The sequence below is a fragment of the Pseudomonas alkylphenolica genome (assembly GCF_004025535.1).
GTDB classification, from domain to species: Bacteria; Pseudomonadota; Gammaproteobacteria; order Pseudomonadales; family Pseudomonadaceae; genus Aquipseudomonas; species Aquipseudomonas alkylphenolica_A.
Window position 1 is genome coordinate 504,375 of the sequence record NZ_QJRG01000033.1, and the last position, 19,913, is coordinate 524,287.

At 61.6% G+C, this 19,913-nt stretch carries 16 protein-coding genes and 1 pseudogene; 4 read left to right on the top strand and 13 right to left on the bottom strand.

All coding sequences use genetic code 11. The features are described 5' to 3' along the window. Positions 1–198: 198 nt before the first annotated feature. The 4 genes from DM813_RS02325 to trxA all read right to left on the bottom strand — a co-directional run bounded on the left by DM813_RS02325 (position 199) and on the right by trxA (position 4,579). The gene (locus DM813_RS02325) at positions 199–1,167 is read right to left on the bottom strand and encodes a CDP-6-deoxy-delta-3,4-glucoseen reductase (protein WP_128321834.1); all 969 of its coding nucleotides are present in this window, start codon (positions 1,165–1,167) and stop codon (positions 199–201) included. Next, on the bottom strand, positions 1,168–2,634 hold the full coding sequence (ubiD, locus tag DM813_RS02330; protein WP_128321835.1) for a 4-hydroxy-3-polyprenylbenzoate decarboxylase: 1,467 nt from the start codon (positions 2,632–2,634) through the stop codon (positions 1,168–1,170). It abuts the gene before it with no gap. Between the two features lie 126 nt (positions 2,635–2,760). Further along, positions 2,761–4,020: a transcription termination factor Rho gene (gene rho, locus DM813_RS02335; RefSeq protein ID WP_010221159.1), complete on the bottom strand. Its 1,260-nt coding sequence runs from the start codon at positions 4,018–4,020 to the stop codon at positions 2,761–2,763. Positions 4,021–4,249: 229 nt separating this feature from the next. Next, positions 4,250–4,579, bottom strand: a complete 330-nt coding sequence (gene trxA / locus DM813_RS02340) for a thioredoxin TrxA (protein WP_045201042.1) — start codon at positions 4,577–4,579, stop codon at positions 4,250–4,252. A gap of 242 nt (positions 4,580–4,821) precedes the next feature. Between trxA and ppx the strand changes: the two genes are divergently transcribed. After that, positions 4,822–6,324 carry an exopolyphosphatase gene (gene ppx, locus DM813_RS02345; protein ID WP_128321836.1) on the top strand — a complete coding sequence of 501 codons (1,503 nt, stop codon included), beginning with the start codon at positions 4,822–4,824 and terminating at the stop codon, positions 6,322–6,324. Here the strand turns inward: ppx and ppk1 are convergent. Next, the gene (gene ppk1, locus DM813_RS02350; protein WP_128321837.1) at positions 6,311–8,551 is read right to left on the bottom strand and encodes a polyphosphate kinase 1; all 2,241 of its coding nucleotides are present in this window, start codon (positions 8,549–8,551) and stop codon (positions 6,311–6,313) included. The genes ppx and ppk1 overlap by 14 nt on opposite strands. A 19-nt stretch (positions 8,552–8,570) precedes the next feature. Continuing rightward, positions 8,571–9,581 carry a porphobilinogen synthase gene (gene hemB, locus DM813_RS02355; RefSeq protein ID WP_128321838.1) on the bottom strand — a complete coding sequence of 337 codons (1,011 nt, stop codon included), beginning with the start codon at positions 9,579–9,581 and terminating at the stop codon, positions 8,571–8,573. A 207-nt stretch (positions 9,582–9,788) separates the two neighbouring features. Between hemB and DM813_RS02360 the strand changes: the two genes are divergently transcribed. After that, positions 9,789–10,433, top strand: a complete 645-nt coding sequence (locus DM813_RS02360; RefSeq protein ID WP_128321839.1) for a DedA family protein — start codon at positions 9,789–9,791, stop codon at positions 10,431–10,433. Positions 10,434–10,934: 501 nt separating this feature from the next. Here DM813_RS02360 and DM813_RS28580 read toward each other — a convergent pair. After that, positions 10,935–11,561: pseudogene (locus tag DM813_RS28580) on the bottom strand (sterol desaturase family protein); the annotation flags it as partial. Between the two features lie 113 nt (positions 11,562–11,674). On the opposite strand from DM813_RS28580, the gene elbB reads away from it, so the two are divergent. Further along, on the top strand, positions 11,675–12,343 hold the full coding sequence (gene elbB / locus DM813_RS02370; protein ID WP_128321840.1) for an isoprenoid biosynthesis glyoxalase ElbB: 669 nt from the start codon (positions 11,675–11,677) through the stop codon (positions 12,341–12,343). 118 nt (positions 12,344–12,461) lie between these two features. On the opposite strand, the gene DM813_RS02375 is transcribed toward elbB, so the two are convergent. The 5 genes from DM813_RS02375 to DM813_RS02395 all read right to left on the bottom strand — a co-directional run bounded on the left by DM813_RS02375 (position 12,462) and on the right by DM813_RS02395 (position 18,255). Then, complete coding sequence (locus DM813_RS02375) at positions 12,462–12,923, bottom strand: YaiI/YqxD family protein (RefSeq protein ID WP_128321841.1); 462 nt, start codon at positions 12,921–12,923, stop codon at positions 12,462–12,464. A gap of 60 nt (positions 12,924–12,983) precedes the next feature. Next, positions 12,984–14,882 carry an FTR1 family protein gene (locus DM813_RS02380; RefSeq protein WP_128321842.1) on the bottom strand — a complete coding sequence of 633 codons (1,899 nt, stop codon included), beginning with the start codon at positions 14,880–14,882 and terminating at the stop codon, positions 12,984–12,986. 160 nt (positions 14,883–15,042) lie between these two features. Further along, the gene (locus tag DM813_RS02385) at positions 15,043–15,675 is read right to left on the bottom strand and encodes a LysE family transporter (protein ID WP_128321843.1); all 633 of its coding nucleotides are present in this window, start codon (positions 15,673–15,675) and stop codon (positions 15,043–15,045) included. Positions 15,676–15,757: 82 nt separating this feature from the next. Then, positions 15,758–16,345: a mechanosensitive ion channel family protein gene (locus DM813_RS02390; protein WP_128321844.1), complete on the bottom strand. Its 588-nt coding sequence runs from the start codon at positions 16,343–16,345 to the stop codon at positions 15,758–15,760. Then, a complete protein-coding gene (locus DM813_RS02395) occupies positions 16,345–18,255 on the bottom strand; it encodes an ATP-binding cassette domain-containing protein (protein WP_128321845.1) in 1,911 nt (636 codons plus the stop codon). Before DM813_RS02395 ends, DM813_RS02390 begins: the two co-directional genes overlap by 1 nt. 50 nt (positions 18,256–18,305) lie before the next feature. Between DM813_RS02395 and DM813_RS02400 the strand changes: the two genes are divergently transcribed. After that, the gene (locus DM813_RS02400; RefSeq protein WP_128321846.1) at positions 18,306–18,788 is read left to right on the top strand and encodes a TIGR02444 family protein; all 483 of its coding nucleotides are present in this window, start codon (positions 18,306–18,308) and stop codon (positions 18,786–18,788) included. On the opposite strand, the gene DM813_RS02405 is transcribed toward DM813_RS02400, so the two are convergent. Then, complete coding sequence (locus DM813_RS02405; protein WP_128321847.1) at positions 18,764–19,903, bottom strand: AlgP family protein; 1,140 nt, start codon at positions 19,901–19,903, stop codon at positions 18,764–18,766. The two genes, DM813_RS02400 and DM813_RS02405, sit on opposite strands and share 25 nt — an antisense overlap. Positions 19,904–19,913 lie beyond the last annotated feature (10 nt).

The following is a 19,913-nucleotide window of genomic DNA, read 5'->3' on the forward strand; positions in this document are numbered from 1 at the left end:
CGGCAGATAGCATATTGAACACAAGCCTCACCTCACCCGGAAGCGCCATGCAACAAGGGCTGGCGCTAACCACCGGTGTTATTTCAAGTGTAGCGAAAGTTATTTGCGCTGCTCGCAATAATAATTGCCTTATGCCCGGCAAGAACAACAGTGGTTATTTAACCCGGCACGCTATTGCAGCGTGCCTTATTCCGTCATTCAACCGCGAGGGGCATAAGCGAAGACATCGGCGCGCATCTGGTGAGCATCCATTCCGGCTTCAACCAGTGCATCAAGCGTGGCGTAGATCATGTTCGGAGAACCACTGGCATAAACGTGCACGCCTGCAAGATCCTTCAAATCCTCACAGACCGCCTCATGCAGCATCCCGCAGCGCCCTTCCCAACCACACAGGTCACTGACCACCTTGTGCAGGAACAGGTTCGGCAACTGCTCCCATTCAGCCCAGTGTTCGATCTGATAAAAGTCTTCCGGAAGACGCACGCCCCAGTACAGGTGTACCGGATGCTTGAAGCCCTGGGCCCGGCAATGCTCGATCAGGCTGTGCATCTGCGCCATACCGGTACCGGCGGCGATCAATACCAGCGGCCCCTCGGGCAGCTCGGCCAGGTGCGTATCGCCAAAGGGCATCTCCAGCCGGGCCATGCCGTTGCGCTGCAACTGCGTAATCAGTTCGACCGCACTGTTCTCGCGGGCCAGCACGTGCAGTTCGAGGTCGCGGCCACCATGCGGCGCCGAGGCCAGGGAGAAGGCGGCCTTGTCGCCCGTGTCGCGCTCGATCATCAGGTACTGCCCGGCGTGGTAACGCGGCGGTTTCCCTGCGGGTGCGCGCAGGCGTACCCGCCAGACGTCGCCACCGACCTCAACGCACTCACTCAACTGACAGGCCAGCGTCCGTACCGGCAACTCGCCCAGGGCGAGCACGCCATCCCACAACAAGACACAGTCCTCCAGTGGCTCGGCGATACAGGTGAACAGCTCGCCATGATCTCGCTCCTGCCCGTCCTGACGCACCCGGCCTTCGACCAGCAAGGCTGCACAGACGTGGCAGTTGCCATTGCGACAGCTCTGCGGGCAGTCGTAGCCCAGACGTCGCGCCCCATCCAGAATCCTTTCACCGGGGTTGAGCGTCAACACGGCCCCGGACGGCTGCAAGGTTACCTGCATTTAGTCTATTCCCAACTGCTGCCACAGCTCATCGATCCGCCGGGTGACCGCTTCATCCTTGACGATGACACGTCCCCATTCACGGGTGGTTTCTCCGGGCCACTTGTTCGTCGCGTCCAGGCCCATCTTCGAGCCCAGGCCGGACACCGGCGAAGCAAAGTCCAGGTAGTCGATCGGGGTGTTGTCGATCATCACCGTGTCGCGCTTGGGGTCCATGCGCGTGGTGATCGCCCAGATCACATCGTTCCAGTCACGGGCATTGATGTCGTCGTCGGTGACGATAACGAACTTGGTGTACATGAACTGTCGCAAAAACGACCAGACTCCGAGCATCACGCGCTTGGCGTGCCCCGGGTACTGCTTCTTCATGGTCACCACCGCCATGCGGTAGGAACAGCCCTCCGGTGGCAGGTAGAAGTCGGTGATCTCCGGGAACTGCTTCTGCAGGATCGGCACGAACACTTCGTTGAGCGCCACGCCGAGAATGGCCGGCTCATCCGGCGGACGGCCAGTGTAGGTGCTGTGGTAGATCGGGTTCTTGCGGTGGGTGATGCGCTCCACGGTAAACACCGGGAAGCTGTCGACCTCGTTGTAGTAACCGGTGTGGTCACCGTACGGGCCTTCCGGGGCCATTTCACCCGGATGAATCACACCCTCAAGGATGATCTCGGCCGTGGCCGGCACCTGCAGGTCATTGCCCCGGCACTTGACCAGCTCGGTGCGGTTGCCGCGCAACAGGCCGGCAAAGGCGTACTCCGAGAGGGTGTCGGGCACCGGCGTCACGGCACCGAGAATGGTCGCAGGATCAGCGCCCAGCGCCACGGAGACCGGGAACGGCTGGCCTGGGTGCTTCTCGCACCACTCACGGTAGTCCAGGGCGCCGCCACGGTGGCTCAGCCAGCGCATGATGACCTTGTTGCGGCCAATCACTTGCTGACGGTAGATCCCGAGGTTCTGGCGCTCCTTGTTCGGACCGCGGGTCACGGTCAGGCCCCAGGTAATCAGCGGCGCGACATCGCCCGGCCAGCAATGCTGAACGGGGAGCATGCCGAGGTCGACGTCGTCGCCTTCGATGACCACCTCGTGGCAGGCCGCGTCCTTGACCACTTTCGGCGCCATGGACACGACCTTCTTGAAGATCGGCAGCTTCGACCAGGCATCCTTCAGGCCCTTGGGTGGCTCGGGCTCCTTGAGGAAGGCCAGCAGCTTGCCGATCTCGCGCAGCTCGCTGACCGACTCGGCGCCCATGCCCATGGCCACCCGTTCCGGGGTGCCAAACAGGTTGCCAAGCACCGGGATGTCGAAGCCTGTCGGCTTTTCGAACAACAGCGCCGGGCCTTTGGCGCGCAGGGTGCGGTCGCAGACTTCAGTCATTTCCAGGACTGGAGAAATCGGAACCTGGATGCGCTTGAGTTCGCCACGCTGTTCCAGGCCACGGATAAAGTCGCGCAAATCGCGATACTGCATGCAAAAGCCTCGTATTCGCCGTACCGGTCGGGGTGCAAAGTGTATCGCCTAACCCGGCCAGCCAGAATAGCCAAAGTACAGATAGCAAAAAGCCGGGTTGCCCCGGCTCTTGCACAACGCAACAGTTTACTTGCGTTTCATCGACAAGAAGAACTCGTCGTTGGTCTTGGTCTGCTTGAGCTTGTCGACCAGGAACTCGATGGCAGCTACTTCGTCCATCGGGTGCAGCAGCTTGCGCAGGATCCACATGCGCTGCAGCTCGTCGTCGGCGGTCAGCAGCTCTTCGCGACGGGTACCCGAACGGTTGATGTTGATGGCCGGGAACACACGCTTCTCGGCAATCTTGCGGTCCAGTGGCAGCTCCATGTTGCCGGTGCCCTTGAACTCTTCGTAGATCACTTCGTCCATCTTCGAGCCGGTTTCAACCAGCGCGGTGGCGATGATGGTCAGCGAGCCGCCTTCTTCGATGTTACGGGCAGCACCGAAGAAACGCTTTGGCTTCTCCAGGGCATGCGCATCGACACCACCGGTGAGGACCTTGCCGGAACTCGGGATCACGGTGTTGTAGGCACGGGCCAGACGGGTGATCGAGTCGAGCAGGATGACGACGTCTTTTTTGTGCTCTACCAGGCGCTTGGCCTTCTCGATGACCATTTCGGCAACCTGCACGTGGCGGGTTGGTGGCTCGTCGAAAGTCGAGGCAACCACTTCGCCGCGTACGGTACGCTGCATTTCGGTTACTTCTTCCGGACGCTCGTCGATCAGCAGAACGATCAGGTGGCACTCGGGGTTGTTGCGGGTAATGTTGGCCGCGATGTTCTGCAGCATGATGGTCTTGCCCGCTTTGGGCGGTGCGACGATCAAACCACGCTGACCTTTACCGATCGGGGCGCAGAGGTCGATCACCCGGCCAGTGAGGTCTTCGGTGGAGCCGTTACCGGCTTCCATCTTCAGGCGCTCGTTAGGGAACAGCGGCGTCAGGTTTTCGAACAGGATCTTGTTCTTCGCGTTTTCCGGCCGGTCGAAATTGATGGTGTCGACTTTCAGCAGGGCGAAGTAACGCTCGCCTTCTTTTGGCGGGCGGATCTTGCCGACGATGGTGTCGCCGGTACGCAGGTTGAAGCGACGGATCTGGCTTGGCGACACGTAGATGTCGTCCGGGCCGGCCAGGTAAGAGGCATCAGCCGAGCGCAGGAAGCCGAAGCCGTCCTGGAGAATCTCCAGCACGCCGTCACCGGAGATTTCCTCGCCGCTTTTCGCATGCTTTTTCAACAGGGAGAAAATCACATCTTGCTTGCGCGAACGGGCCATATTTTCTATGCCCATCTGTTCGGCCATTTCGAGCAGATCGGTAATCGGCTTTTGCTTGAGTTCAGTCAGGTTCATAAGGGGGATGACGTAATCATGTAAGAAGGGGGAATTAAGCTTCTGGCTTAATGAAGCCGCGCCGCAAAGAAGGCGACAGGATCGCGTACTGATTCGAATTAGGGATGCGTCGGCGACGGCGTGCAGAGGGCACCAAAAAAACAGTGCGAGGCCGAATGTAACACCTGCTTTTTCTGGCGTCTAGTCACCAGATAAAGAAAAGCCCCGGCGAATGCGGGGCTTTTTTGACTCAGATATTGGCGTCCAGGAAGGCTGCCAGCTGAGACTTGGACAGTGCGCCGACCTTGGTGGCCTCGACATTGCCGTTCTTGAACAGCATCAGGGTCGGGATGCCACGAACGCCGTGCTTGGCAGGGGTTTCCTGGTTGTCGTCGATGTTCAGCTTGGCGACAGTCAGTTTGCCCTGGTAGGTAGCGGCGATGTCGTCCAGAACCGGAGCGATCATTTTGCAAGGGCCGCACCATTCAGCCCAGTAGTCGACCAGCACCGGGCCTTCTGCTTTGAGCACTTCGGCTTCGAAGGTGGCGTCGGTGACGTGTTTGATAAGATCGCTGCTCATGGAAGTCTCCAAGGTCGTAAGCAAAAAAACGTGGCCCATCATAGCTGCACCGACGCCCTACAGGAAGTCGCAGGCGATTGAGTGTAACTATAGTTGTGCATGACCGCGCATATCGGTGCTGTCACGGGAAAGTCATATTTCCTCAATCAACCTGCCCCATATCAAGCCTTGATACGCTGCGCGTTGGCGTCAGCGGTGGATCATGGCAGGATTGCCGGGTTATCGAACGAGAAATCACGACCATGCCGCAAACCACAGCCAAGAATCTGTCCTTGATCGCTGCCATCGACCTGGGCTCCAACAGTTTCCATATGGTTGTGGCCAAGGCCCACCATACCGAGATCCGCATCCTTGAGCGCCTTGGAGAGAAGGTTCAGCTGGCCGCCGGCATCAACGAAGAGCGCCAACTCAATGAAGAGTCCATGCAGCGCGGCCTGGACTGCCTCAAGCGTTTCGCCCAGCTGATCAACGGCATGCCGGCCGGCGCCGTGCGCATCGTCGGCACCAACGCTCTGCGCGAAGCGCGCAACCGCGGCGAATTCATCCGCCGCGCCGAAGAGATTCTTGGGCACCCCGTCGAAGTGATTTCCGGCCGTGAAGAAGCCCGCTTGATCTACCTTGGCGTCTCCCACACGTTGGCCGATACTCCCGGCAAACGCCTGGTCGCCGACATTGGCGGTGGCAGTACCGAATTCATCATCGGCCAGCGTTTCGAACCGCTGCTGCGCGAAAGCCTGCAGATGGGCTGCGTAAGCTTTACCCAGCGTTATTTCCGTGATGGCAAGATCACCCCGGCACGCTACGCCCAGGCCTACACCGCCGCGCGCCTGGAACTGATGAGCATCGAAAACGCCCTGCATCGCCTGACCTGGGACGAGGCCATCGGCTCCTCGGGCACCATCCGTGCCATAGGCGCGGCCCTCAAGGACGGCGGTATGGGCAACGGCGAGGTCAACGCCGACGGCCTGGCCTGGCTCAAACGCAAGCTATTCAAGCTCGGTGATGTTGAGAAAATCGACTTTGACGGCGTCAAACCGGACCGCCGGGCAATCTTCCCGGCGGGCCTGGCGATCCTCGAAGCCATTTTCGATGCACTGGAACTGCAGCGCATGGACCACTGCGACGGCGCGCTGCGCGAAGGCGTGCTGTTCGACCTGCTGGGCCGCCATCACCATGAAGACGTGCGTGAACGCACTCTGAGCTCATTGATGGAACGCTACCACGTAGACCAGGGCCAGGCCGCCCGGGTAGAACGCAAGGCCTTGCACGCCTTTGACCAGGTGGCCAAAGCCTGGGACCTGGAAGACGGAATCTGGCGCGAGCTGCTCGGTTGGGCGGCCAAAGTGCACGAAGTGGGCCTGGACATCGCCCACTACCACTACCACAAGCACGGCGCTTACCTGATCGAGCACTCGGACCTCGCCGGTTTTTCCCGCGAAGACCAGCAGATGCTTGCTCTGCTGGTGCGCGGCCACCGCCGTAATATTCCAAAGGACAAATTTGCCGAGTTCGGCGAAGACGGCGCCAAGCTGATCCGCCTGTGCGTGCTGCTGCGCTTTGCGATCCTGTTCCATCACATCCGCGGCACCCAGCAGATGCCGACAGTCACCCTGCATGCGGCAGGCGACAGCCTCGATGTGGAATTCCCGGCCGGCTGGCTGGAGCAGAACCAGCTGACCCAGGCCGACTTCGGCCTGGAGGCCGAGTGGCTGACCCGGGTCGGCTTCGTCCTCAGCGTACGCTGAGGACCGGGTTGCTCAAGCGCTCAAGCAGTGTCGCCTGGGCACTGCGGGCGTTCTGGTTGCCGGTTGGCGTGCTGCGCACGTAGCGACCATCCGGCTGCAGGATCCAGGCGTGAGTGTTGTCGGTCAGGTACCCCTCCAACTCCTTCTTCACCCGCAGGATCAGCTTCTTGCCCTCGACCGGGAAGCAGGTCTCGACGCGCTTGTCGAGGTTGCGTTCCATCCAGTCGGCGCTGGAGAGGAACATCTGCTCTTCACCGCCATTGAGGAAGTAGAACACCCGCGTGTGCTCAAGGAAGCGACCGATGATCGAGCGCACCTGGATGTTGTGCGACACCCCGGCAATCCCTGGCCGCAGGCAGCACATGCCGCGCACTACCAGATCGATACGCACTCCGGACTGGCTGGCCTTGTACAAGGCGCGAATGATCTTCGGATCAGTCAGCGAGTTGAACTTGGCGATGATGTGCGCCGGCTTGCCATCAAGGGCAAACTGGGTCTCGCGCGCGATCATGTCGAGCATGCCCTTCTTCAGGGTGAACGGCGCGTGCAGCAGCTTTTTCATGCGCAGGGTCTTGCCCATGCCGATCAACTGACTGAACAGCTTGCCGACGTCTTCGCACAAAGCGTCATCCGAGGTCAGCAGGCTGTAGTCGGTGTACAGGCGCGCGTTACCGGCGTGGTAGTTACCGGTACCCAGGTGGGCATAACGCACGATCTCGCCGGCTTCGCGGCGCAAGATCAGCATCATCTTGGCGTGGGTCTTGAAGCCGACCACACCGTAGATCACTACCGCACCGGCAGCCTGCAGGCGGCTGGCCAGTTGCAGGTTGGACTCTTCATCGAAGCGCGCGCGCAATTCGATCACCGCGGTGACCTCCTTGCCGTTACGCGCCGCATCGACCAGCGCGTCGACGATCTCCGAGTTGGCACCACTGCGGTACAGGGTCTGGCGCACGGCCAGGACATGCGGGTCCTTGGCGGCCTGACGCAGCAGATCCACCACCGGGGTGAACGACTCGAACGGGTGCATGAGCAGGATGTCCTGCTTGCCGACCACACTGAAAATGTTCTCGGCGTTCTGCAGCAGTTTTGGAATCGCTGGCGTGAACGGGGTGTATTGCAATTCCGGATGGCTATCCAGACCGGTAATGCTGAACAGACGGGTCAGGTTGACCGGACCATTGACCTGGTACAGCTCGCTTTCGCTCAGGCTGAACTGCTTGAGCAGGTAGTCCGAAAGATGTTTGGGGCAAGTGTCAGCCACCTCCAGGCGCACCGCATCGCCATAGCGACGCGAGAACAGCTCGCCACGCAGTGCCCGGGCAAGGTCTTCGACATCTTCGGAGTCCAGCGCCAGGTCGGCGTTACGGGTCAGGCGGAACTGATAGCAACCCTTGACCTTCATGCCCTGGAACAAGTCGTCGGCATGGGCATGGATCATCGAGGAGAGGAACACGTAGTTGTCCCCCGGCCCACCGACGTCTTCCGGCACCTTGATTACCCGTGGCAACAGGCGCGGCGCCGGAATGATCGCCAGACCCGAATCTCGGCCGAACGCGTCGACACCTTCCAGCTCGACGATGAAGTTCAGGCTCTTGTTCACCAGCAACGGGAACGGGTGCGTCGGGTCGAGGCCGATCGGGGTGATGATCGGCGCGATCTCGTCACGGAAGAAGCGCCGCACCCAGGTCTTGAGCTTGGTGTTCCAGTGCCGGCGACGGATAAAGCGAATCTGGTGTTTTTCCAGCTCCGGCAGCAGCACATCGTTGAGGATCGCATACTGGCGATGAACCTCGCTGTGCACCACCTCGCTGATCCGCGCCAGCGCCTGATGCGGCTGCAGACCATCAGCGCCGGCCTGTTCACGGGCAAAGGTAATCTGCTTTTTCAGGCCCGCCACACGAATTTCGAAGAACTCATCCAGGTTGCTGGAGAAGATCAGCAGAAACTTCAGCCGCTCCAGCAACGGGTAGCTCTCATCCAGCGCCTGCTCGAGCACGCGGATGTTGAACTGCAGCTGGGACAGCTCGCGGTGAATGTACAGGCTGCTGTCATCCAGACCGGGGATAGCGATAGCCGGTGCCGCCGGTGCCGGAGTGGGCGCAGGCGCCTCGACCTCGTTGACCGGCACAGGCACCGCAGCAGGCTCCGGCGGCGTTTCGAGCATCTGCTCCGGCACAGGCTGGGCTTGCTTCATATCGACATCACTGAGTACTTCGTTATTCATCTGGCGTTCCTGAAGGGCCTTACTGCCCTCTCATCAATTGTGCAGCGCGAACAGCGAAATAGGTCAGGATGCCATCGGCACCTGCCCGTTTGAAGGCGGTGAGGGATTCCAGGATCACCCCTTCACTGAGCCAGCCATTCTGAATCGCCGCCATGTGCATGGCATATTCGCCACTGACCTGATAGACAAAGGTCGGGACTTTGAATTCATCCTTGACCCGATAAAGAATATCCAGATACGGCATGCCTGGCTTGACCATGACCATGTCGGCGCCTTCGGCCAGGTCCGCCGCCACTTCATGCAGGGCTTCGTGGCTGTTGGCCGGGTCCATCTGGTAGGACGCCTTGTTGGCCTTGCCCAGGTTGAGCGCCGAGCCGACCGCATCGCGGAACGGGCCGTAATAGGCGCTGGCGTACTTGGCCGAGTAGGCCATGATACGCACGTTGACGTGACCGGCCAGCTCCAGGGCCTCACGGATGGCCTGGATACGGCCGTCCATCATGTCTGAAGGGGCGACTACCTGGGCACCGGCTTCGGCGTGCGACAAGGCCTGACGCACCAGCGCATCGACGGTAATGTCGTTCTGCACGTAGCCTTCTTCGTCGAGGATGCCGTCCTGACCATGGGTAGTGAACGGGTCCAGGGCAACGTCGGTGATCACCCCAAGCTCCGGGAAACGCTCACGCAGGGCGCGAGTAGCACGCTGGGCAATACCCTCCGGGTTCCACGCTTCGGCGCCATCCAGCGATTTTTTCTCTGTCGGGGTCACCGGGAACAGGGCCAGTGCCGGAATGCCCAGGTTTACCCACTCTTGCGCAGCTTCCAGCAACAGGTCGATGCTCAGACGCTCGACACCCGGCATCGACGCGACTTCTTCGCGGCGGTTCTCGCCGTCCAGAACAAACACCGGCAGGATCAGGTCATCGACGGTCAGTACGTTTTCGCGAACCAGGCGACGGGAAAAGTCGTCACGACGGTTGCGACGCAGACGAGTGGCAGGAAACAAACGGTTAGCGGGGGTAAAGCTCACGGCAGACTCCTGAGCCCGCGCAGGCGGGCGAGCGCGACAGTTATAAGCGGCCATTATGACGCTTGTATGACAGCCAGGGGCAACCCTGCGACTGGAGGACGCAGCCATTGTCCTTGCAGGACATGATCACGTCGAGACACATTTAGACACTTTCCCCAAAGCCCACGAAGGGTTAGGCTGCGCGTTCATTTCGCCAGCACCCAGAAAATGCTCGAGCAATTCCTTCAAGATTTTGGCTACTTTGCCCTTTTTCTTGGCACGTTTTTCGAAGGTGAGACCATCCTGGTTCTCGCCGGCTTCCTTGCGTTCCGCGGATACATGGACATCAACCTGGTGGTCCTGGTGGCCTTCTTCGGCAGCTATGCCGGTGACCAGCTGTGGTACTTCATGGGCCGCAAGCACGGGCGCAAATTGCTCGCACGCAAACCACGCTGGCAATTGATGGGCGACCGCGCGCTGGAGCACATCCGCCGCCACCCGGACATCTGGGTGCTGAGCTTTCGCTTCGTTTACGGCTTGCGTACGGTCATGCCGGTTGCCATCGGCCTGTCCGGCTACCCGCCGCGTCGCTACCTGCTGCTCAACGGCATCGGTGCTGCGGTATGGGCGTTGGCACTTGGCGCCGCCGCGTATCACTTTGGCGCCATTCTCGAAGGCCTGCTGGGTAACGTGAAGAAGTACGAGCTATGGGTGCTCGGTGGCCTGCTGGGCCTTGGTGGCTGCCTGTGGCTGCGCCGCCGCATCAAGGCCGCGCGCATCGCCCGCAAGGAAGCGGCTGCCATACAGGCCGATCACGCTGAGCAGGCTGTAGACAAACAGCGCGACCCAGGCCAGGGCAGTGACCGGCCATAAACCGCTCATCCCGGCCAGCGCCATGGCCGGGACATTCAGCGCCAACCGCAGCAGCTCGCACTTGAATGCCCACGGGCGGTTTTCCAGCTGAGTGCCCAGCGCAAACAACCCCAACGCCATCACCCCCCACCCGAGCAGCAAGGCGGCAGCCGACAAGCGTTCGGCGTGCTCCATCAAGTAGCTGCCCAGTGCAACGTAAAGCGCAAACTGCAGCACCACGTACAGCTGCTGCGGCCAGCCCAGCGCCACCTCGAATTTGCTGAAGCGGCTCAAGTCCTGCTTGGCCTGCGGGAAGCGCTGCGCCACATCCGCCGGGCGCCAGCCCGTGGGCATGAACCAGATTCGCACCTTGTCCCACCAGCGCTCGGCATGGCGCGCGTCATGCCACAACTGGGCATAGAACTGCACGTTGGCCCACAGCGGGTTCCAGCTGGCCAGGGGGGTGGTCACGCCAAAGATCACCGGCTCGTTATCGTCCTCTTCCTGAAAGGTGCCAAACAGCCGGTCCCAGATAATGAACACTCCGCCGTAGTTGCGATCCAAGTACAAAGGATTCTGCGCATGGTGCACGCGATGATTGGACGGCGTAATGAACAGCCATTCGAACCAGCCCAGCTTGGGAATGTGACGGGTGTGCACCCAGAACTGATAAAGCAGGTTCAACGCAGCGACGGTGATGAACACCAGCGGCGGTACGCCCAGCACCGCCAGCGGCAGGTAGAAGATCCACGACAGCAAAAAACCGCTGCTGGTCTGGCGCAAGGCCGTGGAGAGGTTGTAATCCTCGCTCTGGTGGTGCACCGAATGCGCCGCCCAGAGAATATTGCGCTCGTGCCCGAAACGGTGCAGCCAGTAGTAACACAGGTCATAGAGCACGAACGCCAGTACCCACACCCACACCGCGTCGCCTGGCAGCTTGAACAGTGCCAGGTGCTCCCAGGCCAGCGCGTAGGTGACCAGGCCGACGCCTTTGGTCAGCAGGCCCGTGGTGGTCGACAGCACCCCGGTGCTGAGGCTGTTGATCGCGTCAGCCAGACGGTAGGTGCGCATACCGCGCAGGCGGTCGGCGAGCAACTCGACCACAATCAGGACAAAGAAGAACGGTACCGCCAACAGAATCAGATCCATGGGTCATCCATCTCCAGGCTATTGCACAAGATTAGGCCTGGAATGCGGCAAACCCTATGGCGACATCTGCCAATTTAGAGGACATTTAGCGCCTCGACTCGGGAGTAGTGAGCATGACCAAAAAAAAAGTTGCTGTGATTCTTTCCGGCTGTGGTGTCTATGACGGCGCCGAAATCCACGAGAGCGTGATCACCCTGCTGCGCCTGGACCAGCGCGGCGCCGAGGTACAGTGCTTTGCGCCGAACATCGCACAGATGCATGTGCTCAATCACCTGACCGGCGAAGAGATGCCTGAATCGCGAAACGTCCTGGTGGAGTCGGCGCGCATCGCCCGCGGCAACATCAAGGACCTGCGTGAAGCAGACGCCAAGGACTTTGACGCGCTGATCGTACCGGGTGGTTTTGGCGCGGCGAAAAACCTCTCCAACTTTGCCGTTGAAGGGACCGCCTGCACCGTCAATCCGGACGTACTGAGCCTGGCAGAAGCCTTTGCCGAAGCTGGCAAGCCGGTCGGCCTGATCTGCATCTCCCCTGCCCTGGCCGCGAAGATCTACGGCCCGGGCGTGGTCTGCACCATTGGCAACGATGCCGACACCAGCGCCGCCATCGTCAAGATGGGCGGCACCCATGAAGAATGCGATGTGCACGACATTGTCGAAGACACCCAGCGCAAACTGGTCAGCACCCCGGCCTACATGCTGGCGCAGTCGATTGGCGAAGCGGCGGGCGGTATCTACAAGCTGGTCGACCGGGTGCTGGAACTGACTCACGAAAAAGACTGAGTCTGTAGGAGCGGATTCACCGGGACGCCGGATCGCCGCGATGGACTGCACAGCAGTCCCGATTTTTGGGGCCGCGCTGCGGCCCACCGCGGATAAATCCGCTCATACAAGCCAGCGATCAGTTGGGAATCTGGCGCGCCAGCCGCGTCAGGATGCGGTCCAGGGAATTGGCAAATGCCTGCTTCTCGCGATCGCCATAAGGCGCCTGACCACCACCGACCTGCCCCTGCTCGCGCAGGTCGGTGAACAGGTTACGTACCGCCAGGCGCTCACCCATGTTGCGTTCATCGAACTCGCGACCGCGCGGATCAAGGCAGGCAACGCCCTTCTTGACCAGCCTGTCGGCCAGCGGTACATCACTGCAGATCACCAGCTCACCCGGCACGGCGTGCTCGACCAGGTAATCGTCGGCTGCATCCGGCCCGCTGGGTACGACGATCAACCTGACACAGGCGAACGCCGGCTTGATCTGGCTCTGCCCGGCGACCAGCACCACCTCGATCTGGCGCTTGAGGGCAAATTTGACGACCTGATCCTTGGCCGCCTTGGGGCAGGCATCGGCATCGATCCAGACACGCATAACTAACACTTCCAACGTAAACGGGCGACCAGTATCCCTGCTCGCCCGCCTGGCTTCAAATCAACCCGCCGGCACCCGACGCCTGGACGCCAGGTAACTGCGGCCGTACAGGAAAGCGATCGCCAACAAGGCCACCACTTGCGCCGCCAATGAGTAAGCGTCGGCGTGGATCCCTAGCCAGTCAAAGTCGAAGAACGCCACTGGACGCGTACCGAACACGCCAGCCTCCTGCAACGCTTTGACACCATGACCGGCAAACACCACCGACAAGGCGCACAGCAGCGCCGCGTTGATGCTGAAGAACAGCGACAGCGGCAGCTTCGCCGAGCCACGCAGAATCACCCAGGCCAGGCCCACCAACAGCACCAGCGCAGTTGCGCCACCGGCCAGTACCGCCTGATGGCCAGCAGGCCCGGCCTGCAGCCATAGGGTTTCGTAGAACAGAATCACTTCGAACAATTCGCGGTACACCGAGAAGAAGGCGAGCAAGGCAAAGCCGAATCGCCCGCCGCCACTCACCAGGCTGCTCTTGATGTAGTTCTGCCAGGCGGCCGCATGCCGGCGGTCATGCATCCACACGCCCAGCCAAAGCACCATGACGCTGGCGAACAGGGCCGTACAGCCCTCAAGCAATTCGCGCTGGGCGCCACCGACGTCGATGACATAGGCCGCCAGGGCCCAGGTGCCAAAGCCGGCCAGCAGGGCCAGGGCCCAGCCGATGTTGACGCTGCGCACCGCCGACTGCTGCCCGGTATTGCGCAGGAAAGCGAGAATCGCCGCCAGCACAAGAATCGCTTCGAGGCCTTCGCGCAGCAGGATCAGCAGGCCGGAGATGAAGCTCAGCGACCAGCTCAAACCATCGCCGCCAAGCAGATCGGCAGCTTCCTTGAGTTTGCCCTTGGCAACGTCCAGACGCTGTTTCACCTGCTCCAGCGGCAAGCCGTCCTGCAGCGCCTGGCGGTAAGCCATCAGCGACTTCTCGGTGTCCTTGCGCACGTTGGCGTCGACGTTGTCCAGCGAGCTTTCGACCAGCTCGAATCCTTCCAGGTAAGCAGCCACCGACAGGTCATAGGCCTGGTCGTGATCACCGTTCTGGAAGGCCGCCAGGCTCTTGTCCAGGGTGCTGGCGGTGTAGTCGAGCAATTGCGCAGGGCCCCTTTGTACCTGCGGTGGCTGGGCGCGCTGGGCGCGGAATTGCGCAGCGGCGTCCGGGCCCAGCGCCGCTTCAACCTCCAATGGCGTCTGGCGTGCCAGATCCGCAAGGTTGTAGGGGGTATCGTCTTTGGCCTTGGCAGGGTCGGCGGTGAAGCTGGCGACGTAGGTGGCCAGGTCCCAGCGCTGGCGTTCGTCGAGCTGGTCGGCAAACGACGGCATGTCGGTGCCTTCGATCCCTTGCCCCAGGGTGTTGTAAAGGTCGAACAGGCTAAGGCGTGCCAGGCGTTCGCTGCTGCGCAGATTCGCCGGTGGCGGCTCCAGGCCGACCCCCGCCGGGCCGTCACCGGCACCGCTGTCGCCATGACAGACCGAGCAGTGCTGCGCGTAAAGCGGCGCACCGCGAGTTGGGTCCGGGGTGATCAGCGGTGCCTGACTGACTTCATAGGCCACCGCCAGCTGGGCACCGAGCTGGCGTGCCATGCGCGCGACGCTGGCACCGTCCTGATGCTGGCTGATCGCCTGGCGCAGGTTGACCACGCCCTGCTCCAGCGCCTGACGCTCGGCACGCGCCGGCAACCCGCCGATCAGCCCGTGCAGGACGTCGGTGAACTCCAGCTGCTCACGGTACTCGCCATCATCCACCACCTTGCCCGCTTCCACCGTTGCCGGATAATCGGCGCCGATGTAGTCGAGCAGATGCAACGCTTTGGCGGCATCATCGGCCGTATCGGCCAGCAACACAGTGCTGCTCAGCGCCATCAGTGGCCACAGCAGCCAGGCGAGCAAGCGGGAACGGGAAGTCATGAGCCAATCTCAAATAACAATGCGAGGTATTGCATTGTTCACTTCCATTGGCCATCGCTCAAGGTGTGCACGACAAACTACGTAAAATTTAGTGACAATTTTTCCGCGCAAAAGAAAAGCGACCCTGAGGTCGCTTTTCCCTACTGGCAGCAGCCTGATTTCAGACCGGTGCGCGGCGGATTGTCGCCAGCAGTGTCGCCGCCCCCAGGAACAGGCCGGCGAAAGTACGGTTCATGCGCCGCTGCTGCTTGGGCGTACGCAGCAAACGCAACACCCGCGCGGCCAGCCCGGTATAACCGGCCATCACCAGCAGGTCGACGGTGACCATGGTCGCAGTGATGATCAGGTACTGAGGCAGCAACGGTGCATGCGGGTTGATGAACTGGGGCAGCACCGCGAGCATGAAGACCAGCGCCTTGGGGTTGCTTACGTTGACCAGAAAGCCGCGGAACACCAGGCTCAGGGGCTTGCCGATCGGCCGCACGGTCGACTCGTCGCTAAGGTCGCTCGGCAGCGCACGCCATTGTTTGACCGCCAGGTACACCAGGTAGGCAACACCGAACCACTTGATCACATGGAAGGCAGTGGCCGAGGTGGCGAGGATGGCGCCGACGCCTGCGGCAATGATCGCAATCTGTAGCACCAGGCCCAGCTGCAGGCCCAGGGCGTTCCAGTAACCGCGCCAGAAGCCGTACTGCAGGCCACAGGACATCGAGGCAATGGCCCCGGCACCCGGCGACAGACTGATCACCCAACAAGCGGCAAAAAACGCCAACCACGTTTCCAACGACATCACACACCTCGCCAAGACTTGTTACAAAACTCTAAGCTAGTGCGCAGGCGAAAAAATAACCACGCTTTTTTTCAGATACCGATCACTTGCCGACGGATTTCTCGTCGCCCACCAGCGGCACAATCTCGGCACCGCGCCAGCGCCGCACCGACTTCTGGAAAAACTGGCTGTTGGGTACCTGCACGGTCGCTCCCCCCGCTTCCGGCATTTCGATCAGGGTCGTGAACAGCAGGTTGATCGCGACCACCCGCCCCTTCACCCCGGGCTTGTCGATGGTCTCGACCAGTTCCACCACGTCGCCGATACGAAACGGGCCAACGGTGAAAATCAGCACTGCGCACAACAGGTTCGACAGCACACTCCACATGGCAAAGAACGCCACCGCGGCCACCGCGACGAAGCCTGACAAGGCCGTCCACAGCACCGTGGCAGAGACGCCCAGGCGCTCTAGCACAAACACCAGTGCGCTGCCCATGATCAGCCAGCGCAAGCCGCCGCGCACCGGCATCATCAGCTCCGGCGGTAACGGGTAACGCTCACCGAGACGTCGCAGGCAGCGCCCGACCAGGCGCTGCAGTACAAACGCAGCGCACAGGATCAGGAGAATCTGCAAACCCATCCAGAACGGCGCAATCCACTCTGGCGGCACCGGCAATTGCAACGACGCCATCAAGACAACGCCTCCAGCTCCGCCTGCATGGTCTCCAGCTGCTCGAGGGCGGCCATCCAGGCTTCTTCCAGTTCGGCTTCTCGAACCTTGAGCTTGGCCTGTTGGGCCAGCATGTCGCGCAGCTCATCCTTGCGTGCGGCTTCGTAAATGGCGCTGTCGCCGAGGCTGGCATCGACTTTCGCCAGTTGCTCGTGCAGGGCACCCAGCTCGCGCTCCAGCTTGTCGGCTTCACGCTTGTGCGGCGCCAACTGCTGACGCAGCGCGGCGGCGGCCTGGCGCTGGGCTTTTTTATCGGTCTTGTCGGCGTTGACCGGCGCGGTGCTGACCGGCGCGTTGCGCTGACGGTACTCGACCAGCCAGCGGGTGTAGTCGTCAAGGTCGCCATCAAAGGTCTCGACCTTGCCGTCAGCCACCAGCAGGAAGTCGTCGGTGGTGCTCTTGAGCAGGTGCCGATCGTGGGAAACCACCAGCACCGCACCGCTGAATTCCTGCAGGGCCATGGTCAGCGCCAGGCGCATTTCCAGGTCCAGGTGGTTGGTCGGTTCGTCGAGCAGCAACAGGTTCGGACGCTCCCAGGCGATCAACGCCAGGGCCAGCCGCGCCTTCTCGCCGCCAGAGAAATTCAGCACCGGCTCGTCGATGCGCCCGCCACGGAAGTCGAAGCCCCCGAGGAAGTCGCGCAGTGTCTGTTCACGCTCGGTCGGTGCCAGGCGTTGCAGGTGCAGCAAAGGGCTGGCCTTGTTGTCCAGCGAGTCGAGCTGGTGCTGGGCAAAGTAACCCACCGACAGGTTCTCACCGCGCACCAGGCGCCCGCTCAGGGGCTCGAGCTCACCGGCGAGGTTCTTGATCAAGGTCGACTTGCCCGCGCCGTTAGGGCCCAGCAAACCGATCCGCGCGCCCGGCGTGAGCTGAAGCTTGACCTTCTCGAGGATGGTCTTGTCGCCATAGCCCAGACGCCCTTCGGACAGGTCGAGCAACGGGCTGGAGATTTTCTCCGACTCGCGGAAGACAAAATCGAACGGCGAGTCCACATGCGCAGCCGACAGCTCCTCCATGCGTTCCAGGGCCTTGATCCGGCTCTGCGCCTGACGGGCCTTGGTGGCCTGAGCCTTGAACCGGGCGATGTATTTTTCCATGTGCGCGCGCTGGGCCTGCTGCTTCTCATAGGCCTGTTGCTGCTGCGCCAGGCGCTCGGCACGGGTGCGCTCGAAGGCGGTGTAACCACCCCGGTAGAGGGTCAGCTTGCATTGTTCGACGTGGGCCACATGATCGACCACCGCATCGAGGAAATCGCGGTCGTGGGAAATCAGCAGCAGCGTGCCCGGGTAACCCTTGAGCCAGTCCTCCAGCCAGAGGATCGCATCGAGGTCCAGGTGGTTGGTGGGCTCATCGAGCAGCAACAGGTCGGAGGGGCACATCAGTGCCTGGGCCAGGTTCAGGCGCATCCGCCAGCCACCGGAAAAGTCTCCGACGCGCCGATCCATCTGGTCATTGGTGAAGCCCAGACCGGCCAGCAGTTTGCGTGCCCGGGCATCGGCGGTGTAGCCATCAGCGCTATCGAGCTCGATGTGCAGGCGTGCCAGGGCGGTGCCGTCGTGCGCAGCCTCGGCCGCGGCCAGGTCAGCCTGGACCTTGCGCAGACGCGCGTCACCATCGAGCACATAGTCGACCGCCAGCCGGTCGAGGGTGTCGACCTCCTGGCGCATGTGCGCAATACGCCAGTCGGCCGGGAGCTGACAGTCGCCTGAGTCGGGCGTCAGCTCACCACGCAACATAGCGAACAGGCTGGATTTACCGGCGCCATTGGCACCGATGAGGCCGGCCTTCTGACCGGCATGCAGGGTCATTTCAGCGCCTTCTAGCAGGCGCTGGGGACCACGCTGTAAAGTGAGGTTCGATAGTCTGATCATAATGGCCGCGGAGTCTACCAGCTTCGTCGGCAACTGGCGCGAGTGGGACCATGCACACCGACCTGTGGAATTTTGCCCTGAATCTGTACGCCCGCCCAGGGGTGGAGGTGGCCTGCCTGCAATGGCAGGATCACGGCGGCGATGTTTGCCTGCTGTTATGCGTGGCCTGGCTCGGTGAGCGCGGTGTCACGCCTGACGAGTCGCGCCTGCAGGCGCTACGTTCCCTGGCCGATGTCTGGCAGGACGAGGTGGTAAAACCACTGCGTAGCCTGCGCCGGCAATGGCGCACGGCAGCCTTGCAGGACCTGCCATTGGCAAGCTTGCGTGATCAGGTCAAGGGACTGGAATTGGCGGCAGAACGAATGCTGCTGGAGCGGCTGCAAGCACTAAGCGAAGGTTGGGCAACGAATGCCGAAGAGGGTACGGACTGGCTGCCGTTGCTGACCTCGCCAGACACCCGCTTGCATCACGACGCGCGGCATGTGCTGCGCGCCGCAATGCAAATGACTCAGGACGCCGACGACGGTGTCTGAGGGTTGGTAACCGACGTAACGGGTGCGCTCGACGGTGTAGCGGCGGGTGCGACAGGTGCCGAGGCCGGGGTTGCCGAAGCTGGCGCTGTGGTTGGAGCCGCTGGCGTTGGTGCGGCGGCTGGTTTTACTGCTGGCTTGGCAGCAGCGGGTTTGGCTGCAGACCTGGCCGCTGGTTTGGCAGCAGCTGGCTTGGCTGCGGGTTTTGCAGCAGGCTTCGCCGCAGCAGGTTTGGCCGCGGGTTTAGCGGCGGGTTTCGCCGCAGCCGGCTTGGCCGCAGGTTTAGCGGCAGGCTTGGCTGCAACCGGTTTTGCTGCAGGTTTGGCAGCGGCAGTTTTAGCCGCTGGTTTGGCCGGCGCTTTCGCTGCAGCTGGTTTGGCCGCAGGTTTTGCAGCAGCCGTTTTAGCCGCAGGTTTTGCAGCTGGTTTTGCAGCAGCAGTTTTAGCCGCTGGCTTGGCAGGTGCTTTGGCAGCAACCGGCTTGGCTGCAGGTTTTGCAGCAGCGGTTTTAGCCGCTGGCTTGGCAGGTGCCTTGGCTGCAACAGGTTTGGCGGCTGGCTTGGCCGCAGGTTTTGCAGCAGCGGTTTTAGCCGCTGGCTTGGCAGGCGCCTTGGCTGCAGCTGGTTTGGCCGCAGGCTTGGCGGCAGGTTTCGCAGCTGCTGTACGTGCTGCAGGTTTGCTCGCAGGCTTGGCCGCTGCAACCGGTGCAGGTTTGGCTGCACGCTGGGTCAGCGCCTTGGCTGCTGCTTCCTTGACCTTGCCAACACCCTGGGCCAGTTTCAGGCTTTCCTGGGCATCGCGCTTGAGCTGCTGAATGTAGGTGCGGGTCTGCGACTGGCGCTCTTTGAGCGAGTCGAGCAGTTCTTCAAGTTCAGCGGCTGCAGACTTTGCCTTGGCCTGCGCCTTGGCTTTTCCGGCGTGGGCAGCGTCCTGCAGTTTGAGACGGGATTTGTGCAATTTCTCTTGTGCCTTGCCGCGTTGTTTTTCCAACTTGGCGAGCAGTTTTTCAGCATCAGCCAGCGCTTGCGAGCAGGCATTTTCCAAATGATCGAGCAGGCTGCCCGAGAGTTGCTGGAGCAGATGTAACGGCGTACTTACTGGCTTCTTATTGGCCGACATGGCTTACCTC

Excerpts from the sequence above, each read along its gene's own strand:
- DM813_RS02325 (WP_128321834.1), bottom strand. The coding sequence starts at position 1,167 with ATGCAGGTAACCTTGCAGCCGTCCGGGGCCGTGTTGACGCTCAACCCC.
- ubiD (WP_128321835.1), bottom strand. The coding sequence starts at position 2,634 with ATGCAGTATCGCGATTTGCGCGACTTTATCCGTGGCCTGGAACAGCGT.
- rho (WP_010221159.1), bottom strand. The coding sequence starts at position 4,020 with ATGAACCTGACTGAACTCAAGCAAAAGCCGATTACCGATCTGCTCGAA.
- trxA (WP_045201042.1), bottom strand. The coding sequence starts at position 4,579 with ATGAGCAGCGATCTTATCAAACACGTCACCGACGCCACCTTCGAAGCC.
- ppx (WP_128321836.1), top strand. The coding sequence starts at position 4,822 with ATGCCGCAAACCACAGCCAAGAATCTGTCCTTGATCGCTGCCATCGAC.
- ppk1 (WP_128321837.1), bottom strand. The coding sequence starts at position 8,551 with ATGAATAACGAAGTACTCAGTGATGTCGATATGAAGCAAGCCCAGCCT.
- DM813_RS02360 (WP_128321839.1), top strand. The coding sequence starts at position 9,789 with ATGCTCGAGCAATTCCTTCAAGATTTTGGCTACTTTGCCCTTTTTCTT.
- elbB (WP_128321840.1), top strand. The coding sequence starts at position 11,675 with ATGACCAAAAAAAAAGTTGCTGTGATTCTTTCCGGCTGTGGTGTCTAT.
- DM813_RS02375 (WP_128321841.1), bottom strand. The coding sequence starts at position 12,923 with ATGCGTGTCTGGATCGATGCCGATGCCTGCCCCAAGGCGGCCAAGGAT.
- DM813_RS02380 (WP_128321842.1), bottom strand. The coding sequence starts at position 14,882 with ATGACTTCCCGTTCCCGCTTGCTCGCCTGGCTGCTGTGGCCACTGATG.
- DM813_RS02385 (WP_128321843.1), bottom strand. The coding sequence starts at position 15,675 with ATGTCGTTGGAAACGTGGTTGGCGTTTTTTGCCGCTTGTTGGGTGATC.
- DM813_RS02390 (WP_128321844.1), bottom strand. The coding sequence starts at position 16,345 with ATGGCGTCGTTGCAATTGCCGGTGCCGCCAGAGTGGATTGCGCCGTTC.
- DM813_RS02395 (WP_128321845.1), bottom strand. The coding sequence starts at position 18,255 with ATGATCAGACTATCGAACCTCACTTTACAGCGTGGTCCCCAGCGCCTG.
- DM813_RS02400 (WP_128321846.1), top strand. The coding sequence starts at position 18,306 with ATGCACACCGACCTGTGGAATTTTGCCCTGAATCTGTACGCCCGCCCA.
- DM813_RS02405 (WP_128321847.1), bottom strand. The coding sequence starts at position 19,903 with ATGTCGGCCAATAAGAAGCCAGTAAGTACGCCGTTACATCTGCTCCAG.